This is a genomic window from Hymenobacter sp. 102 (assembly GCF_049949205.1).
GTDB lineage: Bacteria > Bacteroidota > Bacteroidia > Cytophagales > Hymenobacteraceae > Hymenobacter.
Map to the genome: position 1 here is coordinate 1381414 of NZ_CP188172.1, position 25392 is coordinate 1406805.

A 25392-nucleotide genomic window follows, 5' to 3' on the forward strand; every position below is an offset into this window, starting at 1 on the left:
GCCGGGGCTGCGTAGTATTGTTAGCCGGCCGCCGCCGACCTTCGGCCGCCGGCATATCCTACCTGATGAATTCCTACGCTCCCGGGCTCCATATCCTCGCTACGTTTCAGGCCCCGGCCCCGGCTTTGCTGGACATGCCCGCCTGCCAGGCTTTTTTTGAGCAGCAGATTGCCGCCCTGGGCCTCACGGCGGTGGGCGCCGCCTACCACGCCTTCCCGGAGGGCGGCTTCACGGCCGTGGTGGCCCTCACCGAGTCGCACCTGAGCATTCATACCTGGCCCGAGCACGGCCTGGCGACCTTCGACGTGTTCCTGAGCAACTTTCGCCGCGACAATGCCGACCGGGCCCGGGCGCTGTACGCCACCACCCTGGCATTCTTCGGGGCCACCGAAACCAGCAAAACCGAAGTCCGCCGATGAGCCAGCCCCAGGGAGTGGCCCCGGCGGCCGTGAAATGCCCCAACTGCAGCCACGAGGTGCGGTACTATGGTGCCATACACAGCGCGTTTTTCGGTTGCGGGCAGTGTTGGACGTTTTTTGAATACCCGGAAACCGGCGCGCCCAAGAAGCTGCGAAAGTTCAAGGAGACACCTAATCATTCGCCCGTTCTAGCCATCGGTAGCACAGGACAACTAGAGGGCAGAACTTACCGCGTAACGGGCTACATGTGGCGCTGCGAAGTGAAGGCTCCATGGTACCGCTGGGAAGAATTTCAGCTGCACGACGAGGCAACTGGCGCGTACCGACAGCTGGCTGTCTTTCATGGCCATTGGCTGCTAATAGCTCCCACAGAGGAGCATTACCGCCCAAATCAAAATGGCGTGGTGGAAGTTGCTGATACCGATTATCTACTCTATAACCAGTACAGACCCCGCATTCTGTACGCCCGAGGGGAATTTGATTGGAATGTATTGACGGATGAAAGCCTGACGATTTCTGAATACATCAGCCCACCCCTAATGCTGGTGCGGGAGCGGGACAGAACCAACCACTGGTTTACGGCCCGGCACCTGGAGCCGCAGGAAGTGGCCGAAGCCTTTGGGCTGAAACCCGAGCAACTGCCGGAGCGCAGCGGCGTGGGAGCCGCCCAGCCCGCGCCCGGCCAGGCCACTTGGCCCCAGCTGCGCACTTTTTCGCTGCTGATGGCCCTGCTGGTAGTGGGCACGCACCTGTTTCTGATGCTGCAGGGCAACCTCACCCTGTTCAGCAAGGATTTTTTAAGCCAGCCCGCCAGCACCGCTCCCGACTCCGTGCAGCACCTGCTGCCGCCGGCCGCGCTGGAACGGCCGCCGGTGGTGTCGCCCTCGTTTGAGGTGCCGCAGCGGGGCGGCGTTTCGGTGAACCTGTGGGCCGATGTGAACAACAACTGGCTGGAGCTGCCCTTCACCCTGGTGAATGAGCAAACCGGCCAGCAGTTTGCCGGCACCGGCAACATGGAGTACTACTTTGGCGTGGAGGATGGGGAAAGCTGGAGCGAAGGCAACCGTGACCAGGATTTACTGCTGAACACGGTGCCGGCGGGCCGCTACCACCTCAACTTCTACCCCACCGCCGACCCGCTCAGCCCCTACCCGCTCACGTTTCGGGTGCGGGTGGAGGGCCGGGCCACGGCCGGCTCCAACGCCCTGCTGGCCCTGGCGGCCCTGCTGCTGTACCCCGGCTGGGTGTGGCTGCGCCGCCGCTTCCACGAACAGGCCCGCTGGGAAAACAGTGACTTCAACCCCTACGCCTCATCCTGACCATCTGCCTATGGAGTGGCTTCGCGCTCTGCTGCCAATTAAACGCTACGCCCTGTTTGCGGCCGTGGTATACGTCCTGTTCGTGTGGGCCGGCCTCTCGGGTATTCGCCTGCTCGGCGACGACAACGAGGCCGAGCCCGGCGGCAGCGGCTCCGGCCGCACCCACGGCTCCAGCGGGCGCGCCTCCTATTTTCATAAGTGAGTTGCTGGTTAGTTGTCAGTTGCTAAAAGGCACAATGAGCGTCACGCAGAGGCGCAGCCGAAGCATCTCGCGTGCTGACGATTGAATTTCTCTTACAACATCAGCACGCGGGATTTCTCGACTTCGCCCGGAATGACGCTTAACTACCGAATCACTGACGACTAACAACGAGCAACCAACAACCCGCCACTAACCATCAACCCATGGAATACCTCAACTTCAAGCTGATTGCGGCTTCGGTTATTTACTCGGTGCTGGGCATCACCATTCTGGTTATCAGCTTCGTGGTGATGGAGAAGCTCACGCCCCGCACGCTCTGGAAGGAGATTATCGAGGAGCACAACACGGCCCTGGCTATTATGGCGGCGGCTTTTATGCTGGCCGTGGCCCTGATTATCAGTTCCGCCATTCATGGATAAAGTACCCGTGCGCCGGGCGCGGCGCGGGGCCCCCGGGCCCGCTGCTACCGCCCCGGCCGATTACCGCCCGGCCCTGCTGCTGGGTTCGGTGTTTGTTATTGCCACCTGCGGGTTGGTGTACGAGCTGATTGCGGGCACGCTGGCCTCCTACCTGCTTGGCGACTCGGTGATGCAGTTTTCCACCATCATCGGGGTGTACCTGTTTTCGATGGGCATCGGCTCGTGGCTGTCGCGCTACCTGGGGGGCTCGTTGCTGCGCTGGTTTATCCGGCTCGAAATTCTGGTGGGACTGGTGGGCGGCTTTTCCGCCCCGCTGCTGTTCGTGCTGTTCGAGTACGTGGTGTCGTTCCGGCTGATTCTGTACGCGCTGGTGGGCCTCACGGGGGTGCTGGTGGGCCTGGAAATTCCGCTGCTGATGCGGATTCTGGAAAACCGCTTCGAGTTCAAGGACCTGGTTTCCCGCGTGTTCACCTTCGACTACATTGGGGCGCTGCTGGCCTCGCTGGTGTTCCCGCTGGTGCTCATGCCGCAGCTGGGGCTTATCCGGACTTCGCTGCTGTGCGGGGCCCTGAACGTGGCCGTGGCGGGCGTGGCTTTATACCGCTTCCCCGATACCCGGCCCTTCCGGCGCAGCCTCACCGGGGCGCTGGTGGCCTCGTTGCTGGCGCTGGCCGTGGGCTTCGGCTACGCCGAGCGCATCCAGACCTACACCGAAGGCCTGGCGTTTCAGGACCAGGTGATTTACTCCAAGAGCACCACCTACCAGCGCATCATCCTCACCAAAAATCAGCGGGAGCTGCGGCTGTTTCTCAACGGCAACCTGCAGTTCAGCTCCCTCGACGAGTACCGCTACCACGAGGCGCTGGTGCACCCGGCTATGCAGGCGCTGCCCCGGGCCCGGCAGGTGCTGGTGCTGGGCGGCGGCGACGGGCTGGCCGTGCGCGAGCTGCTGAAATACCCCCAGCTGCGACACATCCGGCTGGTCGACCTCGACGCGGGCATGACGCGCCTGTTCCAGCACAACCAGCTGCTGCGCGAGCTGAACCAAGGCTCGTTGCTGCACCCCAAAGTGGAAGTCATCAACGGCGACGCCTACCAGTGGGTGCGCCATGATACTACCCGCTACCAGTGCATTGTGGTAGATTTTCCCGACCCCGGCAACTACTCCATCGGCAAGCTGTACTCGGCGGCGTTTTACCGGGAGCTGGAAAAGCGGCTGGCCCCGGGCGGCTGGGTGGTGGTGCAGAGCACCTCGCCCTACGTGGCGCGCCGCTCGTTCTGGTGTGTGGCCCACACCCTGCAGGCCGCCGGCTTCACTACCCTGCCCTACCACTGCTACGTGCCCTCGTTCGGGGAGTGGGGCTTCGTGCTGGCCGGCCGCAACGCGCACTGGCGGCCCGATGCAGGCCCCCTGCCCGCGGGCCTGCGCTACGTCACGCCCGCCACCATCCGCGACATGCGCTTCTTCCCGCCCGATATGAGCGAAATCCCCACCGACATCAACCAGCTCAACAACCAGGCCCTGGTCCGCTATTTCGAGGATGACTGGGGGCCGTATGTGCATTAGGTGGTTGGGTGGTTGGGTGGTTGGGTGGTTGGGTGGTTGGGTGGTTGGGTGGTTGGGTGGTTGGGTGGTTAGAAATGATATATTGATGAGTAATTTATTTTGTTGGTGTATGGCTTATGAACCGTTGGAGGAGCGCCGGCTGTATGTGCGGGCGGAGCTGGTGGCGGATGGAATTTGGGAATTGGTAGCTGGCTGGCCGGAGTTTGCGCGGGACACGGTGGGCAAACAGCTCGTGCGCGCGGCCGACTCTATTGGGGCCAATATTGCGGAAGGGGGCGGCCGTTTTCATCCGGGCGAAGTGCGGCAGTTTCTGTACTACGCCCGGGGCTCACTGCGCGAAACCAAGTTCTTCCTCCGCCGCGCCGCTAAACGGATGCTCATCAACGAGCCTCAATTCCAAGCTATAGACAGTGAGCTGGAGCAACTAGCCAAGGAAATCAACGCCACCATCAACTACCAAAAAACCCGCTCCACCCAATCACCTAACCACCCAATCACCTAACCACCCAATCACCTAACCACCCAATCACCTAACCACCCAACCACCAACCACCAATCACCTAACCACCCATCATGCCCTCTCGTCGTCACTTTCTGCAACAGGCCGCGCTGGGCGGGGCGGGGCTGCTGCTGGCTCCGCTGGCGGGGCTGGAGTCGTGCGCGCCGGGCACCAGCCGCAGCCACATCCGCGGGAGTCTGCACGGGGCCAACCACGCCACGGGGCACCTGCTGCGCAACGCGGCGGCGTTGCCCGCGCCCACTGCCACCCGCACGGTAGAGGTGCTGATTGTGGGCGGCGGCGTGAGCGGGCTGGCGGCGCGGCGGGAGCTGGAGCGACTGGGCATGCCGCCCCAGGATATTCTGCTGGTGGAGCTGGATGAGCAGGTGGGCGGCAACTCCCGGGCGGGCCACAACCCGGTTTCGGCCTATCCCTGGGGGGCCCACTACCTGCCCGTACCCGATGCCCGCAACCACGCGCTGCTGGCGTTTCTGCGCGAAGCCGATGTTATCACCAGCACCGACGCGGCCTCGGGCCTGCCCATCTACAACGAGTATTACCTCTGCCACGACCCCGAGGAACGCCTGCTGCTGCAGGGCCACTGGCAGAGCGGGCTGGTGCCGGAGCTGGGCGTGCCCGCCCCCGAAAAAGCCCAGATTGCCCGCTTTTTTCAGCTGATTGAGGAAATGCGCCAGGCCGTGGGCACCGATGGCCGCGACGCCTTCCGCATTCCGGTGCAGGAGGCATCCCACGATGCCCGGTACCGGCAGCTCGACGCCCTGTCGTTTGCCGACTACCTGGCCCGGGAAGGCTTCACCAGCCCCCACCTGCTCTGGTACCTCGACTACTGCTGCCGCGACGACTACGGCGCCACCCCGGCGCAGGTGTCGGCGTGGGCGGGGCTGCACTACTTTGCGGCCCGCAAAGGCCGGGCCCACAACGCCACCGGCGCCGACGTGCTCACCTGGCCCCAGGGCAACGGATTTCTGGTGGAGCAGCTGCGCCGGCAGGCCACCTCACCCATTCAGCCCGATACGGTGGCCTACGCCCTGCACGCCACCCCCACCGGCCTGGCCGCCGACTGCTACCACGTGCCCACCCGCCAGACCACCCGCGTGCAGGCCCGGCAGGTGATTCTGGCCACGCCCCTATTTAGTACGGAGCGGCTGCTGGCCGGCCTGCCCGCCAGTGCCCAGCGCGCCCTGCCCTGTCACCGCGCGCCCTGGGTGGTGGTGAACCTCACGGTGGAGTATCTGCCCCAGGCTCCCGGCCAGCCGCTGAGCTGGGACAACGTGCTGTACGGCCGCGCCTCGGTGGGTTACGTGCACGCCAATCACCAGAGCCTGAGCCTGAACGCCGACAGCCCCCGCGTCATCACCTGGTACCTGCCCCTGCCCGCCGCCGACCCGGTGGCCGCCCGCCGCCAAGCCTACCAGACCAGCTACGACGAGTGGGTGCGCCAGGCCCTGCAGGAGTTGGAAACCGCCCACCCAGGCATCACCGCCCTGGTGCAGCGGGCCGATGTGTGGGTGTGGGGCCACGGCATGGTGGCCCCCACGCCCGGTTTCGTGAGCGGCCCCGCCCGCCGGCAGGCCGCCCAACCCTGGCAAAACCTGCTATTCCTGGCCCACACCGATCTCAGCGGCATTTCCATTTTCGAGGAAGGCTTCTACCAGGGCCTGCGCGCCGCCCACGAAGTAGCCGCCGCCCGCCAACAGGCCTAGCGCTGCGTCAAGCAAGTTGGGTAACAACATTTTTCACCAAGCTCCCCTCTCCCTAAGTAGAAGGAACCGGGGGTGAGGTCACTTGACCGCGTATGTTGTTGCGAGTAATTTCTCTGGTACAGCACTTGGCTGTGTGGACGGTAATAGGATTAAGTCCTTTGGGACTCATTAGGCCGTCATGCTCTATCTGGCGTTCCTTTTATGTGCTGTCCACAGACCCTAGCTGACCACACCCATTTTTACGAATCTTTCGTTATAATTACGAATTATTCGTAATAATAGGAAATCAGCATGATGCAGGCGCAACTTATCAGCGGCCGTGGGATGAGCCTCCGGTCGAGTCTGCAGGCTGGCTGGTGCCAGGTGCTGCTGCTGGTGCTGGTAGCGCTGGCCCCAACCGCGCCGCTGCGCGCCCAGGCCCGCCTGAGTGGCGTAGTGCTTGATTCGGTGACGCGGCAGCCGCTGCCGTTTGGCACCGTGTTTCTGGCCAACACCACCCTGGGCGTTACCACCGATGATGCCGGGCGCTTTGCCTTTGCGCGGGTACCGGCCGGCACCTACGAGGTGGTGGCCTCTTACCTGGGCTACCAGCTGCGCCGCCAAACGGTAACGGTGGGTAACCAGCCCCAGCAGCTCACGTTTCGGCTGCCCGCCTCGGCCAACGCCCTGCGCGAGGTGGTGGTGCGCCCCCACCCCAACAACCCCAACGACTACCAGAAATTTGCCAGCACCTTCCTGGGCAGCACCACGTTTTCGCAGCAGTGCCGCATCCGCAACCCCAACGCCGTGCGCGTGGACTACGACCAGGAGCGCAACGAGCTGACGGCCACCTGCAGCGACTTTCTGACGGTGGAAAACCGGGCCCTGGGCTACCGCATTAAGTATTACGGGCTTGATTTCCGGTTGAATTTCCGGGAGCAGTGGATGTCGTTTTACGGCTCGCCGGTGTTTGAGCCGCTGAAGCCCCGCTCCCGCAAGGAGCAGCGCCGCTGGGAGGCCAACCGGCAGCAGGCCTACACGGGTTCCCTACCCCATTTTCTCCGCAGCGTGCAGGTCGACGACGTAGCCGCCCAGGGCTTTCGGGTGCTGCGGCTGCGGCGGGTACCCAACCCCGCCCGCCCCCGCGCCGACAGCCTAATAGCGCTGATGCGGGCCCGGGCCACCACGCTTCGCCCCCTCAATACCCAGCAGTTTGATGATTCCCTGAGCCGGTTGCTACGGGTGCCGCCGCAGCTCACGTACCTGTTTACCCAACCCCTGCCCACCTCCCAGTACCGGGCCGTGCTGCCCACCGGGGTGGTAGTGCTGCAGTTCCCGGATTTGCTGCAGGTCACCTTCGAGCAAGAACCCGCCGACCCCGCCTACGTGGCGTACACGGCCCGCACGGCCTCGCTTGGGGAGCCGCTGCCGGCCGGGCTCGACAAGCAGGTATCGGTGCTGCACCTGCAGGAGCCGCGGGTGGAGCTGCAGCCCAACGGAGCCCCGCTCAACCCGCTGGCCCTGCTCACGGAAGGGTATTGGGGCTTCGAGAAAATGGGGGAGTTTCTGCCCCTCGATTACACGCCGCCGGTTTCAGTGGCAACCCGGCCGTAGGGTTGTACTTTGGGGTTCAATTATCCTTTTATGCCCCGTACGATACCTGCCGCCGCTACTGTTCTCCGCCAGCCCTGGATTCGCTCGGTTGGGTTTGATGGGGTCTGGATTCTGGCCCCGCCGTTTGTGGCGCTGCTGGCGGTGGCCCTGCTGCCGCCCGAGTTCCGCAGCACCGCCCGCATGCCGGTGGGTGCCTGGGTGGCGCTGGTCGTGCTCATCGACGTGGCCCACGTGTACAGCACCTTGTTCCGCACTTACCTCGACGCCGCCCGTCGCCGCCGGCTGCGCACGGTGCTGTGGGCGGTGCCGCTGGGCTGCTACCTGCTGGGCGTGGCCCTGCACTGGGCCGGGGGGCTCTGGTTCTGGCGGGTGCTGGCCTACGCGGCCGTATTCCACTTCATTCGACAGCAATACGGTTTCCTGCGCCTCTACAGCCGGCACGAAGCCGCCAGCTCGTTCAGCCGAACCGTTGATACGGTTCTGATATACAGTGCCACCCTGTACCCGCTGCTGTGGTGGCACCTGTCGGCTCCGCGCAATTTTACGTGGTTTGTGGAGGGTGATTTTGTGCAGTACAGCTGGTCCCTGGGCCGGCAACTGCTCACGGGCGCGTACTGCCTGCTGCTGCTGGCTTACCTAGCGAAGGAAACCCGGCAGTGGCAGCAAACCGGCCACCTGAACTGGCCCCGCAACCTGCTGCTGCTGGGCACGGCGGCGTCCTGGTACGTGGGCATCGTGCTGCTCAACGGCGACCTGGCCTTTACCCTGCTGAACGTGGTAGCCCACGGCGTTCCGTACCTGGCGCTGGTATGGGCCAGCAGCCGCCCCGCTCCGGTGGCCCCCCGCCCCTGGTGGCACGGCCGCTACGGGCTGGGGCTGTTTCTGGGGCTGGTGGTGGGGCTGGCGTTTCTGGAAGAAGGCCTGTGGGACGGGCTGGTGTGGCGGGAGCACGCCGCGGTGTTCGGGTGGTTTCAGCAGCTGCCGGCCGTAGCCTCCCCCGCCCTGCTGATGTGGCTGGTGCCGCTGCTGGCCTTGCCCCAGGCCACCCACTACGTGCTCGATGGCTTTATCTGGCGGCGCAACGCCTGATACCGCGGGGCCGGAAAGCAAAAATGCGCGCCCGCCAGGCCGGCAGACGCGCATTGCGGGTTTGATAAATGGCCCGGGTTACGCGGCGCGGGTGGCCGCCGTGGCCGTGGCCAGCTGCGCGTCCAGAATTTCCACCACAAACCCCTGCTCCGGCGAGTAAGACTTGCGGTAGAAGATGGTTACCTGCCGGCCGCGCACCGAGGTAACGGTGGTGGCGCAGACGTCGCCGTAGGCTTTTTCCTTTTCCAGAAACGGGCGCAGCAGCTCCACGGTGGGCAAAAACTCGGCGGGCAGAATCCCGTGCTGCTCCTGCAGCTTCACGGCACTGATCGGGTATAAAAAGCGGGTGTTGAACAGAATCATAAACAGCTGGTTGACAAGCGAAAAACCTCCGTACCGGAAGCCCCTGAAAAACAGCCCAACCACCCGGAAAATTCCCTGCTCAGCTACCTTCTGAGCCCGTTTTCCGGCTGTCTTACCAGTTCAGCTCCACCACCACAGCCGTGGAGCCGCCGGCATCATCGTCGGTTACCAGCAGCAGCTCCAGCTGCCGGGCCTGCAGCTGCCGGTACACGGCCACGCCCTCCACTTTGCCGCGGTAGGCCCGGCCATCAGGCCACTGCAACAGAGCTAGAGATACCGGTAGCACGGCCTGCTTACCGGGCGGCAGCAGCGTCAGCTCCCCCACAAACGAGCCCAGCACGGCCCCATCCAGCACGGCATCCTGGGTATCCTCCACCGAAGCCGTTACCAGCAGCCGCCCATTCTGCCAGCTGGCTCCCGAAAATCCGGCGGGCTTCTTCTCTACCATCGGCAGCTCAAACAACTGCTGGCTGATAGCCGGCAGCTGGGTTGTGTGCCGCTGCAGATACGCCCAGGTGGCCGCCAGCGGCAGCCGAAACAGCAGATTACCGGTGCTCATGCCCACGGTGCGCTGAAACAGCAGCAGTTCATCGGGCGTGGCGGCGGCGGCTTCCAGGTTAAGGAGTATGCCTGCGGGCAGTCGCTCGCGCAGGGCCGCGTACAGTCCACTGAGGCTGAGCGGGTACACGGTTTCGGCGTGGCCGGCCCGCAATGGCACCCAAAACCCCTGCTCCCGGGCGGCCGTGGCTCCCGAACCTAATACCAGCAACCCGGTTTCACCACCCGATACGGTTAGTGAGGTCATACACTCCAAGTCCCGCTTGATATCTTTCGGAATACGGCCACTGCTGAAATGAGCCGTTTCGAAGAGTGTAGTACGTGCCCCGGCCGCCAGCGTGCCAGCGTTGAACTGGTACAGAAACGGGGCATCGTCGCCGATTACGTAGGCCGTTTCGCCCACAATTTCTATTCCGGAGGCAGAAGGCAAGTCCGGTAGCACGGCTTCCCGGCGGATCAAGGCCTGCATACGAAGGGAGGCTTAATTGAATGACATGATAAGCCATACGGCAGTGGCGCGCAGTTCCGTTTCGCGCTACTTCACAATGGTAAACTCTACCCGACGGTTGAGCTTCCGGGTTTCTTCCTGGTCGTTGCTGGCGCGGGGCTTGCTGCCGCCGTAACCCACGGTGCTGATGCGGGATTCGGCCACGCCCCGCGTTACCAGGTAGCGCTTCACCTCCGCAACCCGTTCCTCCGAGAGCTTTACATTCAGGTCGGCGCGGCCCTGGTTATCGGTGTGGCCTTCCAGCCGGATGTTCACTGTGGGGTTGTCCTGCAGAGTGCGGGCCAGGCGGTTAAGCTCGGTATACGAGGCGGGCAGCAGCGTAAATTTGCCCTGTGCGAAAATGAGCGTGGGCAGTTCCAGGCTGGAGCCCACGGCCGCTGGCACCAACGCCAGCTCCAAACTGCGGGAACCGGTGATGCTGATTGTATCGGTGGCGGTGAGGTAGCCGGGGCGGGTGGCCTGCAGACGGTAGCGGCCGGGCGGCAACGAAAGCTGGTAGCTTCCCCCCGCCACATCGGTGCGGGCCGTGGCGTTGAACACAATAGTGGCATCCAGGCGCACCGCTTTTACTTCCGTAGCCAGCGGCTTACCGGTCTTGGCGTCAATCGTCCGGCCGGAGAGTAAGGTGCGGGCCACTACCACGGGCGACGTTGGCGCCACCGCTACTGGTTGCGTAGTATCCGCCACGGGCAGTACGCCGGTAGCCGTGCGGAACAAATCGGCCGGACCGTTGGCCGTACTGGAGGAAGCGTAGTAAGCTTGCTTGCCATCAGCGGTTAGGCTGAGGTAGGCATCGAAACCGGGGCCGTTCAGGGGGGCTCCCAGGTTGCGCGGCTCCGTCCAGCGGGTCCAGGAATCATCCAGCCGGGTGGTCACAAATATATCGGCACTGCCGTAGCCGGCATGACCATAGGAGCTGAAATACAGTGTTTTGCCATCTGGCGCCAGCCAGGGCGCAAACTCAAATCCGGGCGAGTTCACCACGCCCCCCAGGTTAAATGGCTCCGTCCACATGCCATCAGCCGTGGGGCGGCTCACGTACAGGTCGTTGGCCCCCTGCGAGTCGCCCCGTTCCAGGCTCAGCAACAGCAGTTGCGCGTCAGGGGTCATGTAGAACGAAGTAGCCGGCCCGGCGGAGTAGTAATTGGCAATTTCCAGGGCCTGGGGCTTGAAGTTTTTACCGGTAGCCTCACATTCTACCAGGCTCACGCCCTCATCCCGAAACGTGCCGTCACGCTGGTATTCACCGCGCAGCACCAGCGTCTTGCCGTCGCTCACCAGGGCCATTACCCCGTTGTTCTGGGTAGTATTCAGCGCTTCCGGGTGGGTAGCCGGGGCCCAGGTGCGGCCGTTGTTGCCGGAAGTGCTCATCCAGATATCACCGGACTCAGTGATGCCTTCCTTGTTGCCCTGAAAGCGGGTGCGCGTGAAGTATAGCGTATTGCCGTCCGGCGAAACCACGGGCTGCAGTTCGTTGCCGGTAGCGGTATTCAGGCTAAGCAGCGGCTCCGGCCGTCCAAAGCCGGGTTGGCTGGGGTCCACGTTCAGGTGCAGCTTAAACAGCTTCCATTGCTGCGTAGAGCGGTTTTGCACCCGCTGCCCTACCACGGGAGTACTGTTGAACTTATCGGCTGCCGCCAAGGAGGCACATTTGTCGTTGCCCCGGCTAATCAACAGGAAGCTGCCCAGCGGCCCGGAGGGGACCAGCTTCCACTGCTGATAGAAGCTGCCCGTCCAGGAGCGCTGCACAATGGCAGCGTTGTCGTCGGGCTTTTCCAGCGTCAGGCACTTGCCGCTGTGCCGGGCCTCAATACGGTAAAAATCACTGCCTTTGGCGGCCGGCACAAAGCGCCACTGCTGACTATTAGCGTGCGTAAACTCCCACTGCACGGTGGCAGCTCCGGCTTCGGGGGAGGCATTCGCTACATCCAAGGAGCGGCCACTGCTGCGGGCAATGATACCGTACCAGGCATTCTCATCGGGCACGAAGGCAGTTTGCGCATACCCGGGCACCGACATCAGGATACAACAAACTGCTACCCACAGCGCCGAAGCGCGAACCTGCAAATCAATCATGCACACAAAACGGATGGACCGGGGCGCAAGTTAGCCGAAATGCCGGGCCCGACCGGGCTCATACGCAACAGGCGCCGCGCTTCTTAACGAAAGCGCAGCGCCTGCCGGTATAAAAAGTGCACTACTCCGGTTATTCTGCGCCGTAGCGGCCGCCAGCCGACTCTGCGCGGAAATACTTAAGCGTGCCCTTAGTTGTTGTTGATGTACTTGAAGCGGACAAACCGGTCATTTTCGTAAATGGCGGTAAAGTGGCCACCACTCGATTTCGACTCGGTTTTACGCTCTGCGGCTTTTGGTGCGGTTGTGGTGGTAGCAGTGGGCACGGCCGGGTATGCACCCGGTGCCATGCCAGGCACGTGGCAGATGAAGGAGAGAATTTTGGAGGGCATGGTTTGCTTTGCGTTAGGAGTTAGATGTTTAGACACGGGCGGCAACTAATGAGGTGAGAAATTTGAAAAGACGCGTATTGGTACCATCTGCACAAATCAACTGATCTAATATAAATATATTTTCATTTGATTGAACGATGCTAAGGTATATTTTTTCACCCATACAAGTAAATCAGTAGCAGCCCTGATTTTTACATCCGTACTAGCACGGATATTCTATAACTCTCCTGTTCTGCTTGGTACACCCCAGCTCCCGGCGCAAAATCCCCATCAACCGTATTTAAACCGCTCAATTATCACTATTACAACTACTTACCCATACCTCACCTTCTCCGCAGAGGGGTGGACCACTGCCTGTGCCTCCGCCGATACCTGCGTGGCCGCTTGCCCCCGGCGTGGTGAAATAACTGATTTATTGAATTTTACTGACAGGAAAATGGCTCATCCTCACTGCTCCCAAGCAGTAGAGGCCTGTCTTCCGGAAGACAGGCCTCTACTGTTGTGTAACCAATGGGTTTGTTTCGGCTCGGCTATTCAATCAGCTTATGGCGCAGGGCATATTGAATAAGCCCCACTACTGATTTTGAATTGGTTTTGGTGAACAAGTTGCGGCGGTGCGTTTCAACGGTTCTCTCGCTGATAAACAATTCCTCCGCAATGGCCTGGTTGGAATACTCGCGGGCAATGAGCTGCAGAATCTCCTGTTCCCGGGCCGTCAGCTCGGCCGGTTTGTTGGCTTGCAGCACGGCCGGTATCTGCAGGTTCTGCAGCAGGGTGTGGGCCACATCCTGGCTGAAGTAGTTTTGGCCGGCCGCCACCTGCCGAATGGCCGCACTCAGTTCGGCCCGGCTGGCTGTTTTTAAAATATATCCTGAGCCTCCGGCCTCCAGCACATCGGCCACCGTAGCATGGTCATGAAACATGCTTAAAATCAGCACCTTGATAGCCGGCCAGGTCATTCTGATAGTCCGGGCCAGCTCCACGCCAGTCATTTCCGGCATATTCAGGTCGAGCACGGCTACCCGCACTTCGGGGTGGCTGGCCAGCAGCCGTAGCGCGTCGGCTCCGCTGTGGGCTTGGCCCACCACCTGCAAGTCAGTTTCCGGGCGCAGCATCGTCTTGATTCCCTCCACAATCACCGGATGGTCATCGACCAGCAGTACCGGAATAATTTCGTGTTCAGCCAAATGGTGTGCCATAGGGGAAGAAGAAGCGGCAAAAACGGCCGAAAAAAACGTACCGTATCTGCCGGTAAACGCCACGGCTGAGTCGGGCGTATTGAGATATATAAAACCGAATATAGCATTATCGTAACCAGATGGAAACGCGAAGCCAACAGAACAAAGCTACGCGGAAACCTGGGCGGTACCTGCACGCAGAGGAATTATGAGGGCGAAAACGGTGCCCTGGTTTTTGGCTGACCGGATGGAAAGGGTACCGTGCAGGTAAGCAACCCGGCTTTCTATATTGCGCAGCCCAATACCGGTTCCCTCCTTCTGCTCTGCCGGGTCGAAACCGACCCCGTTGTCCTGAATTATCAGGTTCAGCTCGGTGGGCTGACTGGCCAGCTGCACCCGTAGCTCGGTAGCATGCGCGTGCTTGGTTACGTTGTGAATCAGCTCCTGCAGGATGCGGAACACAATGTTTTCCAGAGTAGAATCCAATTGATGATCCTGCAGATTGCACACTTCCAGCTCCACCCGTAGCGGCCGGGGTTCCAGCGCCAGCCGGTCGAGAAGGGTACGCACAGCCTGCACCAGCCCGTGCCGGGTGAAGGTGGTGGGCACTAGGTTGTGCGAGATGCTGCGCACTTCCCGAACGGCTTCATCCAGCATACACAAGGAGTTGCCCAAAAGCTCCTGCTGCTGATTATCGGTGAGCTGAAGCCGATGCTGAAGTGCCCCCAGGGTAATTTTAGAAGCACTCAGCAGTTGGCCCACACTGTCGTGCAAGTCGGCCCCCACCCGGCGCCGCTCGTTCTGCTCGGCATCCAGAATAGCTTTGGAATGCTGCCTCTCCATCTCCCGCCGCTCCTGAGCAAACTCCACTTCGCGTCGCAAATGCCGCTGGCTGATGAGCAGGTAGCCGACGGCTGCCGTTGCTACTGCTCCCACCAGTGCCAGGGAAAGCACCGTCTGGCGGCGTTGTGCAGCGGCCTGCGCGCCTTCCTCCGCCAGTTCCTGCCGGTGCAGTTCCTCACTGAAGCTCAGCGCCTGCACCGCCGCCACCCGCGACTGACTGAACAGGCTGTCGCGGGTGGCGGCGGCGGAGCGCAGGAAGCGGTACGCCTCGGCGTGGTTGCCGCCGTCGGCGTACAGGGCGGCCAAGTAGTCGCTGGCATCAAACACGCCTTTGGCGTAGCGCCCGGCCAGGCCGGCGGCCAGGGCCTGCCGGGCGTAACTACGGGCGGCGGCTGGCTGGTGGCGGCGCATCAGCCGGGCCAGCCCCAGGTAGGAGCGGCTCAGGGCGTAGGACACCGGCATACCGCCTGCCCGGGAAATGGCGAGCCGGTAGTAATATTGCGCCGTGTTGGAGCGCCCTCGGTAGGCGGCAATGTCGCCCAGAATCGACAGGTCCCCGATTTCGCTGTGCTGGTCGCCCTGCTGCAAATCCAGCATGTAGCCGCGCCACGTGTAGGCCCACGCCGAATCAGGTTGGTGCAGCTCCAAGTACGCCCGGCCCACATTACCCATAATTGGGGTCAGGAGCTTTACATCGTGCGGGCGGCGGGCCCGGGCAACTGCCCGCCGGAAATACCGCAGGGCCAGCAGGGCATTGCCCTGCTCCAGGTGCGCGTACCCAATGGCATTATCGGCGTGAATCAGGCCGCCGTTGTAGCCAATGGCTTCGGCCAGTCGCCGGGCTTTCACCTGCGTTTGAATGGCGGTGGCGTAGTTGCCGGTGCGCATAAAGGCCCAGCCCAGCATCAGCAGCAGCCGGCACTCGCCCGGGCGGAAGTGCAGCTGCCGGGCCAGCCGCAGTCCCTGCTGCCCGCACGCAACGCCCCGCAGCGGATCGTCATCGGTCCGTTCCCAGGCCAGCTGCACCAGCAGGTTTACCCGGCTGGTATCGGGGCGGGAGCGGGCCAGTAGCTGCTTCAGGCTGTCGAGGCGGGTTGCGGGAGTCGCCCACGCCAGCTGCCCCAGGCAACAGTAGCAACAAGCGAGTAGAAATCGACGCATAGGCACCTGCAATATCCTCCCCCTAAGCTAGAAGGTTTCCTTACGCCACACAACCACCCGCCGCCAAACAAAAAACCCCACCGGCATACCGATGGGGCTTCTTGCAACTGTGTAAGCGAAAGTCCTTACGCGTTTTTGTGGTCGGGCTCAATAAAGGCCTGCTCCTCCAGCTCAGTGGGCACCACAACGATACCCTGCTGCAGCTTGGAGTTGATGCGGCCGTAAATGAAGTACACCACAAAGCCAATCAGCATCCAGCCCAGGGCCAGTTTCAGCGTCGTACCGTCAAGGGCGGCAATCATAGCCAGGCAGATGATGGCCCCCAGGAAGGGCACCAGCGGGAACGAAGCCGTCGACAGCGGTGAGCGGAACGGACGTGGCTGCTCGGGGTTGGTGCGGCGCATAATCCAGACGCCTATAGACACCAGCACGAAGGCCAGTAAGGTACCGAACGAGGTCAGGTCGCCGGCCAAAGCACCGGGTACGAAGGCGGCAAACGCGCCCACGAACACCATCAGCATCAGGTTTGACTTGTAGGGCGTGTGGAACTTGGGGTGCAGCTCCGAGAAAGCCTTGGGCATCAGGCCATCTTTGGCCATGGAGAAGAACACGCGGCTCTGGCCCATCAGCATCACCAGAATTACGGAGGTGAAGCCGAACAGGATAGCCCCGGTAACGGCCGTGCTCAGCCACTCAAAACCGGGCATGTGCTCCTTGATAGCGTAGGCTACCGAAGCCTCGCCGCCCTTGGCGGGGTCGGCGAACTCGCGCCAGTTGGCAACGCCCGTCAGCACGTGCCCGAACAGGATATAGAGCACGGTGCACACGGCCAGGGAGCCAAGAATACCGATGGGCATGTCGCGCTTGGGGTTTTTGGCTTCCTGAGCGGCCGTTGATACGGCGTCAAAGCCGATGAAGGCGAAGAACACGATGGCCGCGCCCCCGAGAATACCGCCCATCCCGTGCTTGTTCCACTGGGTGTACTCGCGCACAATTTTACCGGCCGCATCCTTCACGGGCTCCGCGTTTTCCGGAATCAGGTAGGGCGTATGATTAGCGGGGTTGATGAACTTCCAACCCACGGCAATGAAAACCAGCACCACCGCCACCTTCAGCACCACCAGGAAAGAGTTCAGCGTAGCCGACTCCTGGGTACCTTTAATGAGCAGCAGGCTCAGTATCACAATGATAAATAGGGCCGGCAGGTTGATGGTGCCCGTGTGCAGCACCCCATCAATCGTAGCGCTTTCGAAGGGTGAGTGGCTCAGCTCGTAGGAGATGGGCGCCATGTGCAGCGCCTCCAGCAGCTTGTTCAGGTACTCGCTCCAGGCAATGGACACGGTGGCCGCGCCCAGGGCGTACTCCATAATCAAGGCCCAGCCGATAACCCAGGCCACAAACTCGCCCATGGTGGTGTAGGCGTAGGTGTAAGCCGAGCCGGCAATCGGAATCATGGCGGCAAACTCGGCGTAGCACAGGCCGGCAAAAGCGCAGCCGATAGCGGCCACGATGAAGGCCAGCGTCACGCCCGGCCCGGAGGCTTGCGCAGCCGCCGCAGCCGTGCGCACAAACAGGCCGGCCCCAATAATGGCGCCCACGCCCAGTGCGACGAGGCTAGCCGCTCCCAGCGTACGCTTCAGCGCGCCTTCGCCCGAGGCGTTGGCTTCACCGAGCAGTACGGCCAGCGGTTTTTTGGCGAAAATATTTGCCATACAGGTTGTTGAGAGAAAGAGGAAAAGGTGAGATGTGAATTGGAAATTTGGCAATAAAAGCCGCCTGCAAGCAGCTACGTGGCCCGAATATAGGCGTTTTGGCTGATTGCCGCAGGCTGCGCATCTTCCTGGAGTTGGTTTTCACGGATGTTACGTTCCGCGGTCCGGCTTTTCAGAGGAGTAACTGCTCAACCGCACAGACCCTGCCCCCGGTAAAAAGATGCTTGCCTGCCCCATCACCGGAGACTCCTGAACACCTGTTTTTACCTTGCTTGGCCCTGGCCCCGCGCCTTGCAACCTGACCTGCAGGCCGGTAGCAACGGATTCAGCAGAGGCGCATCGGGCCGGATATTTTCTTTTCGGCCGCCGCCGGGCTTGCCGCAACGGCATCTTGCCTATATTTGAAACTATGCGCCCGCCCCCCCGTTGCTTGGGGGCCGGAAGGCATTCACCACATTCAACACCCCATGAGTCCTCTGCCCAGTAGTACCGGCTCGGTACAAATTCAGCAGTTTTACGACAAAGGCCTGGCCCACGCGAGCTACGCCATCCGCAGCGGCCGCCAGGTGGCCATCATCGACCCGGCCCGCGACCCGCAGCAGTACTACGACTTCGCCGACGAGCACGACGCGCAGATTGTCGCCGTTATTGAAACCCACCCCCACGCCGATTTTGTGAGCAGCCACCTGGAAATTGCCCAGGAAACCGGTGCCACCATCTACGTGAGCAAGCTGGTAAAAGCCAGCTACCCCCACCAGACCTTCGACGACGGGCAGCGCATCAGCCTCGGCACCGTGGAGCTGCACGCCCTCAACACGCCCGGCCACTCCCCCGATTCCATCAGTATCCTGCTCATGGATGAGCTGGGGCAGACCCGAGCCGTATTCACCGGCGACACCCTGTTTGTGGGTGATGTGGGCCGCCCCGATCTGCGGGAAGCCGACATCGTGGGCGGCCACAGCCGCGAGGCCCTGGCTGCCCAGCTTTACCAGAGCACCCGCCAGAAGCTGATGACCCTGCCGGGCACCACCAAGGTGTATCCCGCCCACGGCCCCGGCTCCCTCTGCGGTAAAACCACCTCCCCCGACCTCGACAGCACCATTGGCAAGGAGGTAAAAACCAACTACGCCCTGCAACCCATGTCGGAAGACGAGTTTGTGCGGGTGCTGCTGGAAGACCAGCCCTTCATGCCCAAGTACTTCGGGCACGATGTGGTGCTCAACAAGCAGGGCGCATTGCCTTTTGAGGACAGCGTGCGGGCCGTGCCCCGCCTGCAGCCTGACGCGGTGCTGGCTCCCGGCGTAGTGGTAATTGATACGCGGCCGGCCGCCGATTTTCGCCGGGGCCACTTGCCCGGGGCCATCAACCTGATGGACGGCGGCAAGTTTGAAACCTGGCTGGGCTCGGTTGTGGGCCCCGCCGAGCCGTTCTACCTGATTGCCGATTCGCAGATTGCCCTGGATACCGTTATCCGGAAAACGGCCAAAATTGGCTACGAGACGAACATCAAAGGGGCCCTGCTTACACCCCGCGACCTAGCCGCCACCTCCCCCGACGTGGACGTGGAGCACGTACGCCACCAGCCCCAGGACTTTACCATTGTGGACATCCGCAACCACGCCGAGGCCCGGCAGCCCGTTTTCGAGAATACCCTGGTGATTCCGCTGCCGGAGCTGCGCGAGCGGGTGCAGGAAATTCCCACTGATAAGCCCGTGCTGATTCATTGCGCGGGCGGCTACCGCTCGGCCGCCGGGGCCAGCATTGTGCAGGCGGCCGTGCCCGCCGAGGTGCCGGTGTACGATTTAGGCGAGGCCATTTCCACGTTCCAGCCCCAGTCGGCCCACGCGTAAGCGGCCGGCCCGAAGCAGTGCAACCTTTTCGGGTTGCTTCTACTCCTTTCAAGACCAGAGCCCGTGGCGGGTTCTGGTCTTTTTAATTTTCACTTACCCTTATACCATGAAACGAGCTATTTACTCTCTGCTGCTAGTTATGGCTGGCCTTACCGCCTGCGACGACCTGGACGTTGCCAAAGATACCCCCGCCTGTGTGCGGACCAAAGTAGAAGAACTGGCCGAATCTGCTCCCTGCAAAACCAATGACCGCACCATCGGTGCCAGCGTGAAGGAATACCGGTTTCAAAACCAGACGGTGTACGTATTAGACTACGGCAATTGCATTGCCGACGGCAGCGCTACGGTAATCAGTGAAAACTGCCAGAAACTGGGCTTTCTGGGTGGCTTTGGGGGCAATACTACCGTTAATGGCGAGCCGTTTGCCAACGCTGAGTATAAACGCACCATCTGGCAGCAGTAGCCTCCCCTAAGCTCGCCGAATTTCCGGTTTGCCCCGGCCCGGTCGTATCTTCGTGGTGATGCGCGTACTACACACCGCCGACTGGCACCTGGGCCAGCGGTTTATTCAGGGCCACGAGCGAACCGACGAACACCGCCACTTTCTGGACTGGCTGGTGCAAACTGTGCGCGAGCAGCGGGTAGAAGTGCTGGTAATAGCCGGCGACGTGTTCGATACCGGCTCGCCCTCCAACCAGGCCCTGGAGCTGTACTACAGCTTCCTGCTGAACCTGCGCCAGACCGGCTGCCGCGACGTGGTGATTGTGGGCGGCAACCACGACTCGCCCGCTACCCTGAATGCCCCGGCCCGGCTGCTGCGCCACCTGCGGGTGCACGTGGTGGGCTGCGTGCCCGAGTGCTTCGAGGAACAGGTGCTGGTATTGGACAACGCCGACGGCCGGCCGGGGCTGGTGGTGTGCGCCGTGCCTTTCCTGCGCGACCGGGACGTGCGTCTCTCCGTGCCCGGCGAAACGGCCGAGGAGCGCGAGGCCCGTATCAAGCAGGGTATTGCCGACCACTACGCCCGCGTGGCCGAGGTGGAGCAGGTGTGGCAGCTAAAGGACCTGGGCCTGCCCGTGCTGGCTACCGGCCACCTCTACGCCGCCGGGGCCGCCCCCTCCGACTCGGAGCGCACCATTCACGTGGGCAACCTGGGCCAGGTTACCGCCGACCACTTTCCGGCCGTGTTCGATTACGTGGCCCTGGGCCACCTGCACCGGCCCCAGCGCGTGGGCGGCCGGGAGCATATCCGGTACAGCGGCTCGCCCATTGCCTTGTCGTTTTCCGAAATCGACCACCCCAAAGAGGTGCTGCTGCTGGACTTTGCCGAGGGCAAGCTGCGCGGCATCAGCAGCCTACCGGTGCCGGGCGTGCGGCGGCTGGTGCGCTTTCATGGCACCCTGGACGAGGTAACGCAGGCTCTGGCTGCCTACGATAATACCGGCTACCCCCTGCCGGCCTGGGCCGATGTGCAGGTACACTCCGAGCTGACCCAGCTGGAAGTAGCGGAGGCCTTGCTGAAGGTAATTGCAGAACTGGACCGCCACCAGCTGGAAGTGCTGGCCCGCCGCCATTTCCGCCTCGTGGCGCTCCGGGCATTGGGAGCTTCCGAGGAAGATGCCGAATCCCCGCTCACCCGTAGCCTCCACGATTTTACGGCGCGGGAAGTGTTTGAGCAGCGCCTGGAAACCGAGCCCGAGGACACTCGCACTGAGTTGCTGCGTACCTTCGATGAACTGTTGGAAAGCCTGTAGCTTGTCGAAAGGGCGCACGGTGGCCTGAGCCACTCCTTCACAATAGGCTAAAACAACTTCGCCCCGGCGTTGGTACTTGCCCGTATCAACTACCCGTTTGCTTAACTCCCGTTACTCATGTCCACGTTTCGTCAGAAGCTGCTGAAGTTTCTCTACCCGCTCATCATGCGCCTGACCAAAGGCGGCAGCCGCGGCAAAGTACTGAGCAGCCCCGCCCCACAGTCGGCTCCGGCTTCCTTCTATGAGTTGGCCGGGCAGCTGAACAGCGGGCAGCCGCTGGCCTTCGCGGGGTTGCAGGGCAAAAAGGTGCTGCTGGTGAATACGGCCTCCAACTGCGGCTACACCAACCAGTATGAGGAGCTGCAGCAACTGGCCGAGCAGTTTCCGCAGGAACTGGTGGTGCTGGGCTTCCCGGCCAACGATTTCCGGGAGCAGGAACAGGCCGACGACCACACCATCAGCCAGTTCTGCCAGGTAAACTTCGGCGTGTCATTTCCGCTGATGAAGAAGAGCGTGGTGGTGAAGCAGCCCCAGCAAAACCCCGTGTACCAGTGGCTGACTGATGCCCGCCGCAACGGCTGGAATAACCAAGCCCCCGATTGGAATTTCTCGAAGTACCTGGTAGGCGAAGATGGCCGCCTGCTCAACTATTTCGGCCCGGCCGTGTCGCCCCTCAGCGAAACAGTGGTATCCAGCATCCGGGCTAAACCGAAGCAGTAGTCCAAGTCAACTCATAGCAACCCGCGCCGCGGCGTCTCAGCATTGGTTGAGGCGTTGCGGCGCGGGCGTTTTTACGCCAGCCGCTTCTGTTGGTAGTCGAACTGCGTGTGTCTCGCACCTTCCTGAATGGGCTTCCCCTCTTAAGCATGGCCGGTTTGGGGTGGCAACGTTCCCGACAACCGGACTACCCAAAATCAACGGGCAAAAACACGAATTACCTACTCAATCGATTGTGTTGATGCCGGGAATGTGCCAACTTGCCCAACCAATCCCGCGCCGCTCCGGCTTCGAGGGATGCTTCGCCCACCTTCTTCCCCTGCGCACCCGTGACTTCACTGTTTGACCTGACCGGAAAAATTGCCCTGGTAACGGGCTGCAACAAAGGCATTGGCCAGGGCATGGCGCTGGGCCTGGCCGAAGCCGGTGCCGACATCATCGGCGTATCGGCCTCCCTGGCCCTGCACGGCTCCGACACCGAACAACAGGTGCAGGCTTTGGGCCGCAAGTTCACCGCTTACCAGTGCGACTTCAGCCAGCGCGCCGCCACTGATGCCTTCGTGGCCCAGGTAATGGCCGATTTCCCGCAGATTGATATTCTGGTGAACAACGCCGGCACCATCAAGCGGGCCCCCGCTGCCGAGCACGCCGATGAGTTGTGGGACGAGGTGCTGCGCATCAACCTGGATGCCCCCTTCCGCGTGGCTCGCGCCATTGGCGGGCGCATGGTGCAGCAGGGCAGCGGTAAAATCATCTTTACGGCTTCGCTGCTCACGTTTCAGGGTGGTATCAACGTGCCGGGCTACGCGGCCAGCAAGGGTGCCATTGGCTCCGTAGTGAAGGCCCTGGCCAACGAGTGGGCCGGCCGCGGCGTGAACGTAAATGCCATTGCCCCCGGCTACATTGCTACCGACAACACCGAGGCTCTGCGCCAGGACCCCGACCGAAGCCAGAGTATTCTGGGCCGCATTCCGGCCGGGCGCTGGGGCACCCCCGCCGACTTTAAAGGTCCCACCGTGTTCCTGGCCTCCGAAGCCGGCACCTACGTGCACGGCACCATCCTCACCGTAGACGGCGGCTGGATGGGACGCTAAGCAGCGAAATGGTGAGATGGTGAAATAGTGAGTGTCGTTCCGCTGGCGCGAAATGCGCGGTGCTACGCCTCCTTACCATCGAACTCACCACTTCACCATCTCACCATTTCACTATCTGACTACATGGAACAACGCTTTGCCGTGAGTCCGCGCGAAACCGCCGGCATGCAGACCACCGAGCTGCGGGAGCATTTTTTGATTGAGCAGCTATTCGTGGCCGGCGACATCACGCTGGTGTACACGCACTACGACCGGATGATTGTGGGCGGCGTGGTGCCCGCCGGTACCGCCGTGGCCCTGCCCAATCCCGAGGAGCTGAAGGCCAACTTTTTCCTGGAGCGCCGCGAGCTGGGCATTCTGAACATCGGCAGCGCGGGCCAGGTAACCGTGGATGGCTACACCCACGAGCTGGGCCACCAGGACTGCCTGTACGTGGGCCGGGGCTCGAAGGACGTGCGGTTTAGCGGGGAGGGCGCGAAGTACTATTTGCTGTCGGCGCCGGCGCACAAGGAATACCCCACCACCCGCCGCACCCAGGCCGAGGCTACGCCGGTGGAAATGGGCGCGCTGGAAACTGCCAACCAACGCACCATCTACAAGTACATCTATAACGAGGGCATTGCCAGCTGCCAGCTGGTGATGGGCCTTACCCAGCTCAAGCCCGGCTCGGTGTGGAACACCATGCCCTCGCACACGCACACCCGGCGTATGGAGGCCTACCTCTACTTCAACCTGCCCCACAACCAGCGCGTGCTGCACCTGATGGGCCAGCCCGACGAGACCCGCCCTCTGTGGGTGAGCAACGAGCAGGCCATCCTGTCACCGCCGTGGTCCATTCACACGGGTTGCGGCACGGCCGCCTACGCCTTCATCTGGGGCATGGCGGGCGAAAACCTGGAATACACCGATATGGACCCGGTAGGCATCTTCGACCTGCGGTAAAAGCGCCTTCCAGGCGAGAAGCTAAAGCTAAAAAGCCAGTTCCCCTCCCTTTCTAAGGAGGGGAACTGGCTTTTTAGCCTCTAAACAAGTCTACTTGCCGCGCACGTAGAACGGAATATTGGCCACGGCCACGTTGTCGTGCCCATCGTAGGTGTACACAAACAGCCGGTAGGCTCCTTCTTTGCTGGGAGCGGTGAGGGTGGTACTGGCTCCGGCTTTGGCCGGCAGGCGGCCCGGAATGGCGGCGGGCCGGCTTTCCCGGTCGCCGCCGCTTTTCAGGTCAGTACTTTCGGGCAGCAGCTCGTAGCGGTAAGCTAACGGGTCCTTATCGGGGTCCGTTACGACGGTGGCCACGGGGTAGCGCTGGCCGGGCAGCAGGTACACATTGTCGGTGGCTTGTTTGCCATCCAGGGTGAAGCCGGCCAGATGCGGGGCGCGGTTGGCGGGCCACTTGCCGCTCCACAGGTACTGCATCACGTCCACCACTTCCGACTCCTTGCCATCTTCGGTGAAGATACCGTACCAAGTGGGCGTGCGCTCCTGCTTCTGGCCCCACAAAAACACGTACGTGCCCAGGCACTGGGTGGTGTCTTTCTGCACCGAGGCCTCGTAGCGGCTCTGGTACACGGCAGCTTTCTGGCTGCTGGTTTCCTCCACGGAGGCCTTCCAGGGCGTTACGGGGCTTTCCCAGTGGCCGGTGGGCCCCCACTCGGCCACCACGTAGGGCCCGGCCCAGCCGGCGGTGCGCACCTGCTGCGGAATGGCCGCCAGCCCCGCGTAGGTGTTGATGCTGAGGATATCCACCGAGGGGCAGCGCTGCTTGATATAGGCCACCTCCGGCGGGTTGCAGCCGGCCAGCACGGTGCTGGTGGGGTGATTGGGGTCTACCTCATGAATCATGCGGGCAATCTGCTCCACGGCATCCCAAACCTTGGGGTTTTTGTATTCCAGGTTCAGTTCGTTGCCAATACCCCAGAACAGTACGGCCGGGTCGTCCTTGTACTTCAGCACCTCGGCGCGGATTTTCCGGAGCTGGGCGGCCACCGCCTGCGGGTCGTCGTAGTTGAAGCCGTGCCGCTCCCGGGCCACATCTAGGCCCAGCATGACGGTGAGGCCGTTCTGGCGGGCTTCTGCCAGCGTTTTACCGGCCCCATCGGTGCTCCAGGTACGGATAGAATTGCCACCGTAGGCTTTGATGCGTTCAGGAAACTGGCCGCCGCCCGCCCCTTTGATAAAGTAGGGCTGGCCGGCGCGTAGCAGTTGGTAACGGCCATCCGCGTGCTTCACTTCAACTTTAACGGGCCCTGATTGGGCCCGCGCAGTACTGGTAAGCCACACGCAGGCGAAAAGCAACAGGTAAGTTTTCATACGAAAAGCGGTTTAGTGAGGTGCTGGGACAACGTGAGGTGACCGGTT

Annotated in this window: 23 protein-coding genes; 15 read left to right on the top strand and 8 right to left on the bottom strand. The window is 62.2% G+C overall.

The window, feature by feature from the left end; genetic code table 11:
- The first annotated feature begins 65 nt into the window (after nt 1-65).
- The 9 genes from ACN19L_RS06085 (at nt 66) to ACN19L_RS06125 (ending at nt 8831) form a co-directional block, all read left to right on the top strand.
- Nucleotides 66-419: an S-adenosylmethionine decarboxylase family protein gene (locus ACN19L_RS06085; protein WP_426492638.1), complete on the top strand. Its 354-nt coding sequence runs from the start codon at nt 66-68 to the stop codon at nt 417-419.
- Complete coding sequence (locus tag ACN19L_RS06090; RefSeq protein WP_426492639.1) at nt 416-1738, top strand: DUF4178 domain-containing protein; 1323 nt, start codon at nt 416-418, stop codon at nt 1736-1738. Before ACN19L_RS06085 ends, ACN19L_RS06090 begins: the two co-directional genes overlap by 4 nt.
- A 10-nt stretch (nt 1739-1748) precedes the next feature.
- The gene (locus tag ACN19L_RS06095; protein ID WP_426492640.1) at nt 1749-1940 is read left to right on the top strand and encodes a hypothetical protein; all 192 of its coding nucleotides are present in this window, start codon (nt 1749-1751) and stop codon (nt 1938-1940) included.
- A gap of 203 nt (nt 1941-2143) precedes the next feature.
- Complete coding sequence (locus ACN19L_RS06100; RefSeq protein WP_426492641.1) at nt 2144-2359, top strand: DUF350 domain-containing protein; 216 nt, start codon at nt 2144-2146, stop codon at nt 2357-2359.
- Nucleotides 2352-3926, top strand: coding sequence for a polyamine aminopropyltransferase (locus ACN19L_RS06105; RefSeq protein WP_426492642.1), 1575 nt, complete (start codon nt 2352-2354; stop codon nt 3924-3926). Before ACN19L_RS06100 ends, ACN19L_RS06105 begins: the two co-directional genes overlap by 8 nt.
- A gap of 109 nt (nt 3927-4035) precedes the next feature.
- Nucleotides 4036-4428, top strand: coding sequence for a four helix bundle protein (locus tag ACN19L_RS06110; RefSeq protein ID WP_426492643.1), 393 nt, complete (start codon nt 4036-4038; stop codon nt 4426-4428).
- Between the two features lie 71 nt (nt 4429-4499).
- Nucleotides 4500-6149: an NAD(P)-binding protein gene (locus tag ACN19L_RS06115; RefSeq protein ID WP_426492644.1), complete on the top strand. Its 1650-nt coding sequence runs from the start codon at nt 4500-4502 to the stop codon at nt 6147-6149.
- Nucleotides 6150-6473: 324 nt separating this feature from the next.
- Nucleotides 6474-7742: a carboxypeptidase-like regulatory domain-containing protein gene (locus ACN19L_RS06120; RefSeq protein WP_426492645.1), complete on the top strand. Its 1269-nt coding sequence runs from the start codon at nt 6474-6476 to the stop codon at nt 7740-7742.
- Between the two features lie 30 nt (nt 7743-7772).
- On the top strand, nt 7773-8831 hold the full coding sequence (locus tag ACN19L_RS06125) for a hypothetical protein (protein WP_426492646.1): 1059 nt from the start codon (nt 7773-7775) through the stop codon (nt 8829-8831).
- Nucleotides 8832-8909: 78 nt separating this feature from the next.
- On the opposite strand, the gene ACN19L_RS06130 is transcribed toward ACN19L_RS06125, so the two are convergent.
- From ACN19L_RS06130 to ACN19L_RS06160, 7 genes are all read right to left on the bottom strand, one after another.
- Nucleotides 8910-9194 carry a hypothetical protein gene (locus tag ACN19L_RS06130; RefSeq protein ID WP_426492647.1) on the bottom strand — a complete coding sequence of 95 codons (285 nt, stop codon included), beginning with the start codon at nt 9192-9194 and terminating at the stop codon, nt 8910-8912.
- 112 nt (nt 9195-9306) lie between these two features.
- A complete protein-coding gene (locus ACN19L_RS06135; RefSeq protein WP_426492648.1) occupies nt 9307-10221 on the bottom strand; it encodes a DUF6929 family protein in 915 nt (304 codons plus the stop codon).
- 66 nt (nt 10222-10287) lie between these two features.
- The gene (locus ACN19L_RS06140) at nt 10288-12336 is read right to left on the bottom strand and encodes an RICIN domain-containing protein (protein ID WP_426492649.1); all 2049 of its coding nucleotides are present in this window, start codon (nt 12334-12336) and stop codon (nt 10288-10290) included.
- A gap of 188 nt (nt 12337-12524) precedes the next feature.
- Nucleotides 12525-12725 carry a hypothetical protein gene (locus ACN19L_RS06145; protein ID WP_426492650.1) on the bottom strand — a complete coding sequence of 67 codons (201 nt, stop codon included), beginning with the start codon at nt 12723-12725 and terminating at the stop codon, nt 12525-12527.
- A 530-nt stretch (nt 12726-13255) separates the two neighbouring features.
- A complete protein-coding gene (locus ACN19L_RS06150; RefSeq protein ID WP_426492651.1) occupies nt 13256-13924 on the bottom strand; it encodes a response regulator in 669 nt (222 codons plus the stop codon).
- 147 nt (nt 13925-14071) lie between these two features.
- Nucleotides 14072-15907, bottom strand: a complete 1836-nt coding sequence (locus ACN19L_RS06155) for a tetratricopeptide repeat-containing sensor histidine kinase (protein WP_426492652.1) — start codon at nt 15905-15907, stop codon at nt 14072-14074.
- Nucleotides 15908-16032: 125 nt separating this feature from the next.
- Nucleotides 16033-17619: an amino acid permease gene (locus tag ACN19L_RS06160; RefSeq protein WP_426492653.1), complete on the bottom strand. Its 1587-nt coding sequence runs from the start codon at nt 17617-17619 to the stop codon at nt 16033-16035.
- 467 nt (nt 17620-18086) lie between these two features.
- On the opposite strand from ACN19L_RS06160, the gene ACN19L_RS06165 reads away from it, so the two are divergent.
- The 6 genes from ACN19L_RS06165 (at nt 18087) to kduI (ending at nt 23976) form a co-directional block, all read left to right on the top strand.
- Nucleotides 18087-19469, top strand: coding sequence for an MBL fold metallo-hydrolase (locus ACN19L_RS06165; protein ID WP_426492654.1), 1383 nt, complete (start codon nt 18087-18089; stop codon nt 19467-19469).
- A 106-nt stretch (nt 19470-19575) separates the two neighbouring features.
- Nucleotides 19576-19932: a DUF6970 domain-containing protein gene (locus tag ACN19L_RS06170; RefSeq protein WP_426492655.1), complete on the top strand. Its 357-nt coding sequence runs from the start codon at nt 19576-19578 to the stop codon at nt 19930-19932.
- 58 nt (nt 19933-19990) lie between these two features.
- Nucleotides 19991-21223, top strand: a complete 1233-nt coding sequence (gene sbcD, locus ACN19L_RS06175; RefSeq protein ID WP_426492656.1) for an exonuclease subunit SbcD — start codon at nt 19991-19993, stop codon at nt 21221-21223.
- A gap of 117 nt (nt 21224-21340) precedes the next feature.
- Nucleotides 21341-21943, top strand: a complete 603-nt coding sequence (locus ACN19L_RS06180) for a glutathione peroxidase (protein WP_426492657.1) — start codon at nt 21341-21343, stop codon at nt 21941-21943.
- Between the two features lie 326 nt (nt 21944-22269).
- Complete coding sequence (locus tag ACN19L_RS06185; RefSeq protein WP_426492658.1) at nt 22270-23034, top strand: SDR family oxidoreductase; 765 nt, start codon at nt 22270-22272, stop codon at nt 23032-23034.
- 123 nt (nt 23035-23157) lie between these two features.
- On the top strand, nt 23158-23976 hold the full coding sequence (gene kduI, locus ACN19L_RS06190; RefSeq protein WP_426492659.1) for a 5-dehydro-4-deoxy-D-glucuronate isomerase: 819 nt from the start codon (nt 23158-23160) through the stop codon (nt 23974-23976).
- A 90-nt stretch (nt 23977-24066) separates the two neighbouring features.
- Here kduI and ACN19L_RS06195 read toward each other — a convergent pair whose 3' ends face one another.
- Nucleotides 24067-25344, bottom strand: a complete 1278-nt coding sequence (locus ACN19L_RS06195) for a glycoside hydrolase family 2 TIM barrel-domain containing protein (protein ID WP_426492660.1) — start codon at nt 25342-25344, stop codon at nt 24067-24069.
- Nucleotides 25345-25392: the final 48 nt, after the last annotated feature.

Excerpts from the sequence above, each read along its gene's own strand:
- ACN19L_RS06085 (WP_426492638.1), top strand. The coding sequence starts at position 66 with ATGAATTCCTACGCTCCCGGGCTCCATATCCTCGCTACGTTTCAGGCC.
- ACN19L_RS06090 (WP_426492639.1), top strand. The coding sequence starts at position 416 with ATGAGCCAGCCCCAGGGAGTGGCCCCGGCGGCCGTGAAATGCCCCAAC.
- ACN19L_RS06095 (WP_426492640.1), top strand. The coding sequence starts at position 1,749 with ATGGAGTGGCTTCGCGCTCTGCTGCCAATTAAACGCTACGCCCTGTTT.
- ACN19L_RS06100 (WP_426492641.1), top strand. The coding sequence starts at position 2,144 with ATGGAATACCTCAACTTCAAGCTGATTGCGGCTTCGGTTATTTACTCG.
- ACN19L_RS06105 (WP_426492642.1), top strand. The coding sequence starts at position 2,352 with ATGGATAAAGTACCCGTGCGCCGGGCGCGGCGCGGGGCCCCCGGGCCC.
- ACN19L_RS06110 (WP_426492643.1), top strand. The coding sequence starts at position 4,036 with ATGGCTTATGAACCGTTGGAGGAGCGCCGGCTGTATGTGCGGGCGGAG.
- ACN19L_RS06115 (WP_426492644.1), top strand. The coding sequence starts at position 4,500 with ATGCCCTCTCGTCGTCACTTTCTGCAACAGGCCGCGCTGGGCGGGGCG.
- ACN19L_RS06120 (WP_426492645.1), top strand. The coding sequence starts at position 6,474 with ATGAGCCTCCGGTCGAGTCTGCAGGCTGGCTGGTGCCAGGTGCTGCTG.
- ACN19L_RS06125 (WP_426492646.1), top strand. The coding sequence starts at position 7,773 with ATGCCCCGTACGATACCTGCCGCCGCTACTGTTCTCCGCCAGCCCTGG.
- ACN19L_RS06130 (WP_426492647.1), bottom strand. The coding sequence starts at position 9,194 with ATGATTCTGTTCAACACCCGCTTTTTATACCCGATCAGTGCCGTGAAG.
- ACN19L_RS06135 (WP_426492648.1), bottom strand. The coding sequence starts at position 10,221 with ATGCAGGCCTTGATCCGCCGGGAAGCCGTGCTACCGGACTTGCCTTCT.
- ACN19L_RS06140 (WP_426492649.1), bottom strand. The coding sequence starts at position 12,336 with ATGATTGATTTGCAGGTTCGCGCTTCGGCGCTGTGGGTAGCAGTTTGT.
- ACN19L_RS06145 (WP_426492650.1), bottom strand. The coding sequence starts at position 12,725 with ATGCCCTCCAAAATTCTCTCCTTCATCTGCCACGTGCCTGGCATGGCA.
- ACN19L_RS06150 (WP_426492651.1), bottom strand. The coding sequence starts at position 13,924 with ATGGCACACCATTTGGCTGAACACGAAATTATTCCGGTACTGCTGGTC.
- ACN19L_RS06155 (WP_426492652.1), bottom strand. The coding sequence starts at position 15,907 with ATGCGTCGATTTCTACTCGCTTGTTGCTACTGTTGCCTGGGGCAGCTG.
- ACN19L_RS06160 (WP_426492653.1), bottom strand. The coding sequence starts at position 17,619 with ATGGCAAATATTTTCGCCAAAAAACCGCTGGCCGTACTGCTCGGTGAA.
- ACN19L_RS06165 (WP_426492654.1), top strand. The coding sequence starts at position 18,087 with ATGAGTCCTCTGCCCAGTAGTACCGGCTCGGTACAAATTCAGCAGTTT.
- ACN19L_RS06170 (WP_426492655.1), top strand. The coding sequence starts at position 19,576 with ATGAAACGAGCTATTTACTCTCTGCTGCTAGTTATGGCTGGCCTTACC.
- sbcD (WP_426492656.1), top strand. The coding sequence starts at position 19,991 with ATGCGCGTACTACACACCGCCGACTGGCACCTGGGCCAGCGGTTTATT.
- ACN19L_RS06180 (WP_426492657.1), top strand. The coding sequence starts at position 21,341 with ATGTCCACGTTTCGTCAGAAGCTGCTGAAGTTTCTCTACCCGCTCATC.
- kduI (WP_426492659.1), top strand. The coding sequence starts at position 23,158 with ATGGAACAACGCTTTGCCGTGAGTCCGCGCGAAACCGCCGGCATGCAG.
- ACN19L_RS06195 (WP_426492660.1), bottom strand. The coding sequence starts at position 25,344 with ATGAAAACTTACCTGTTGCTTTTCGCCTGCGTGTGGCTTACCAGTACT.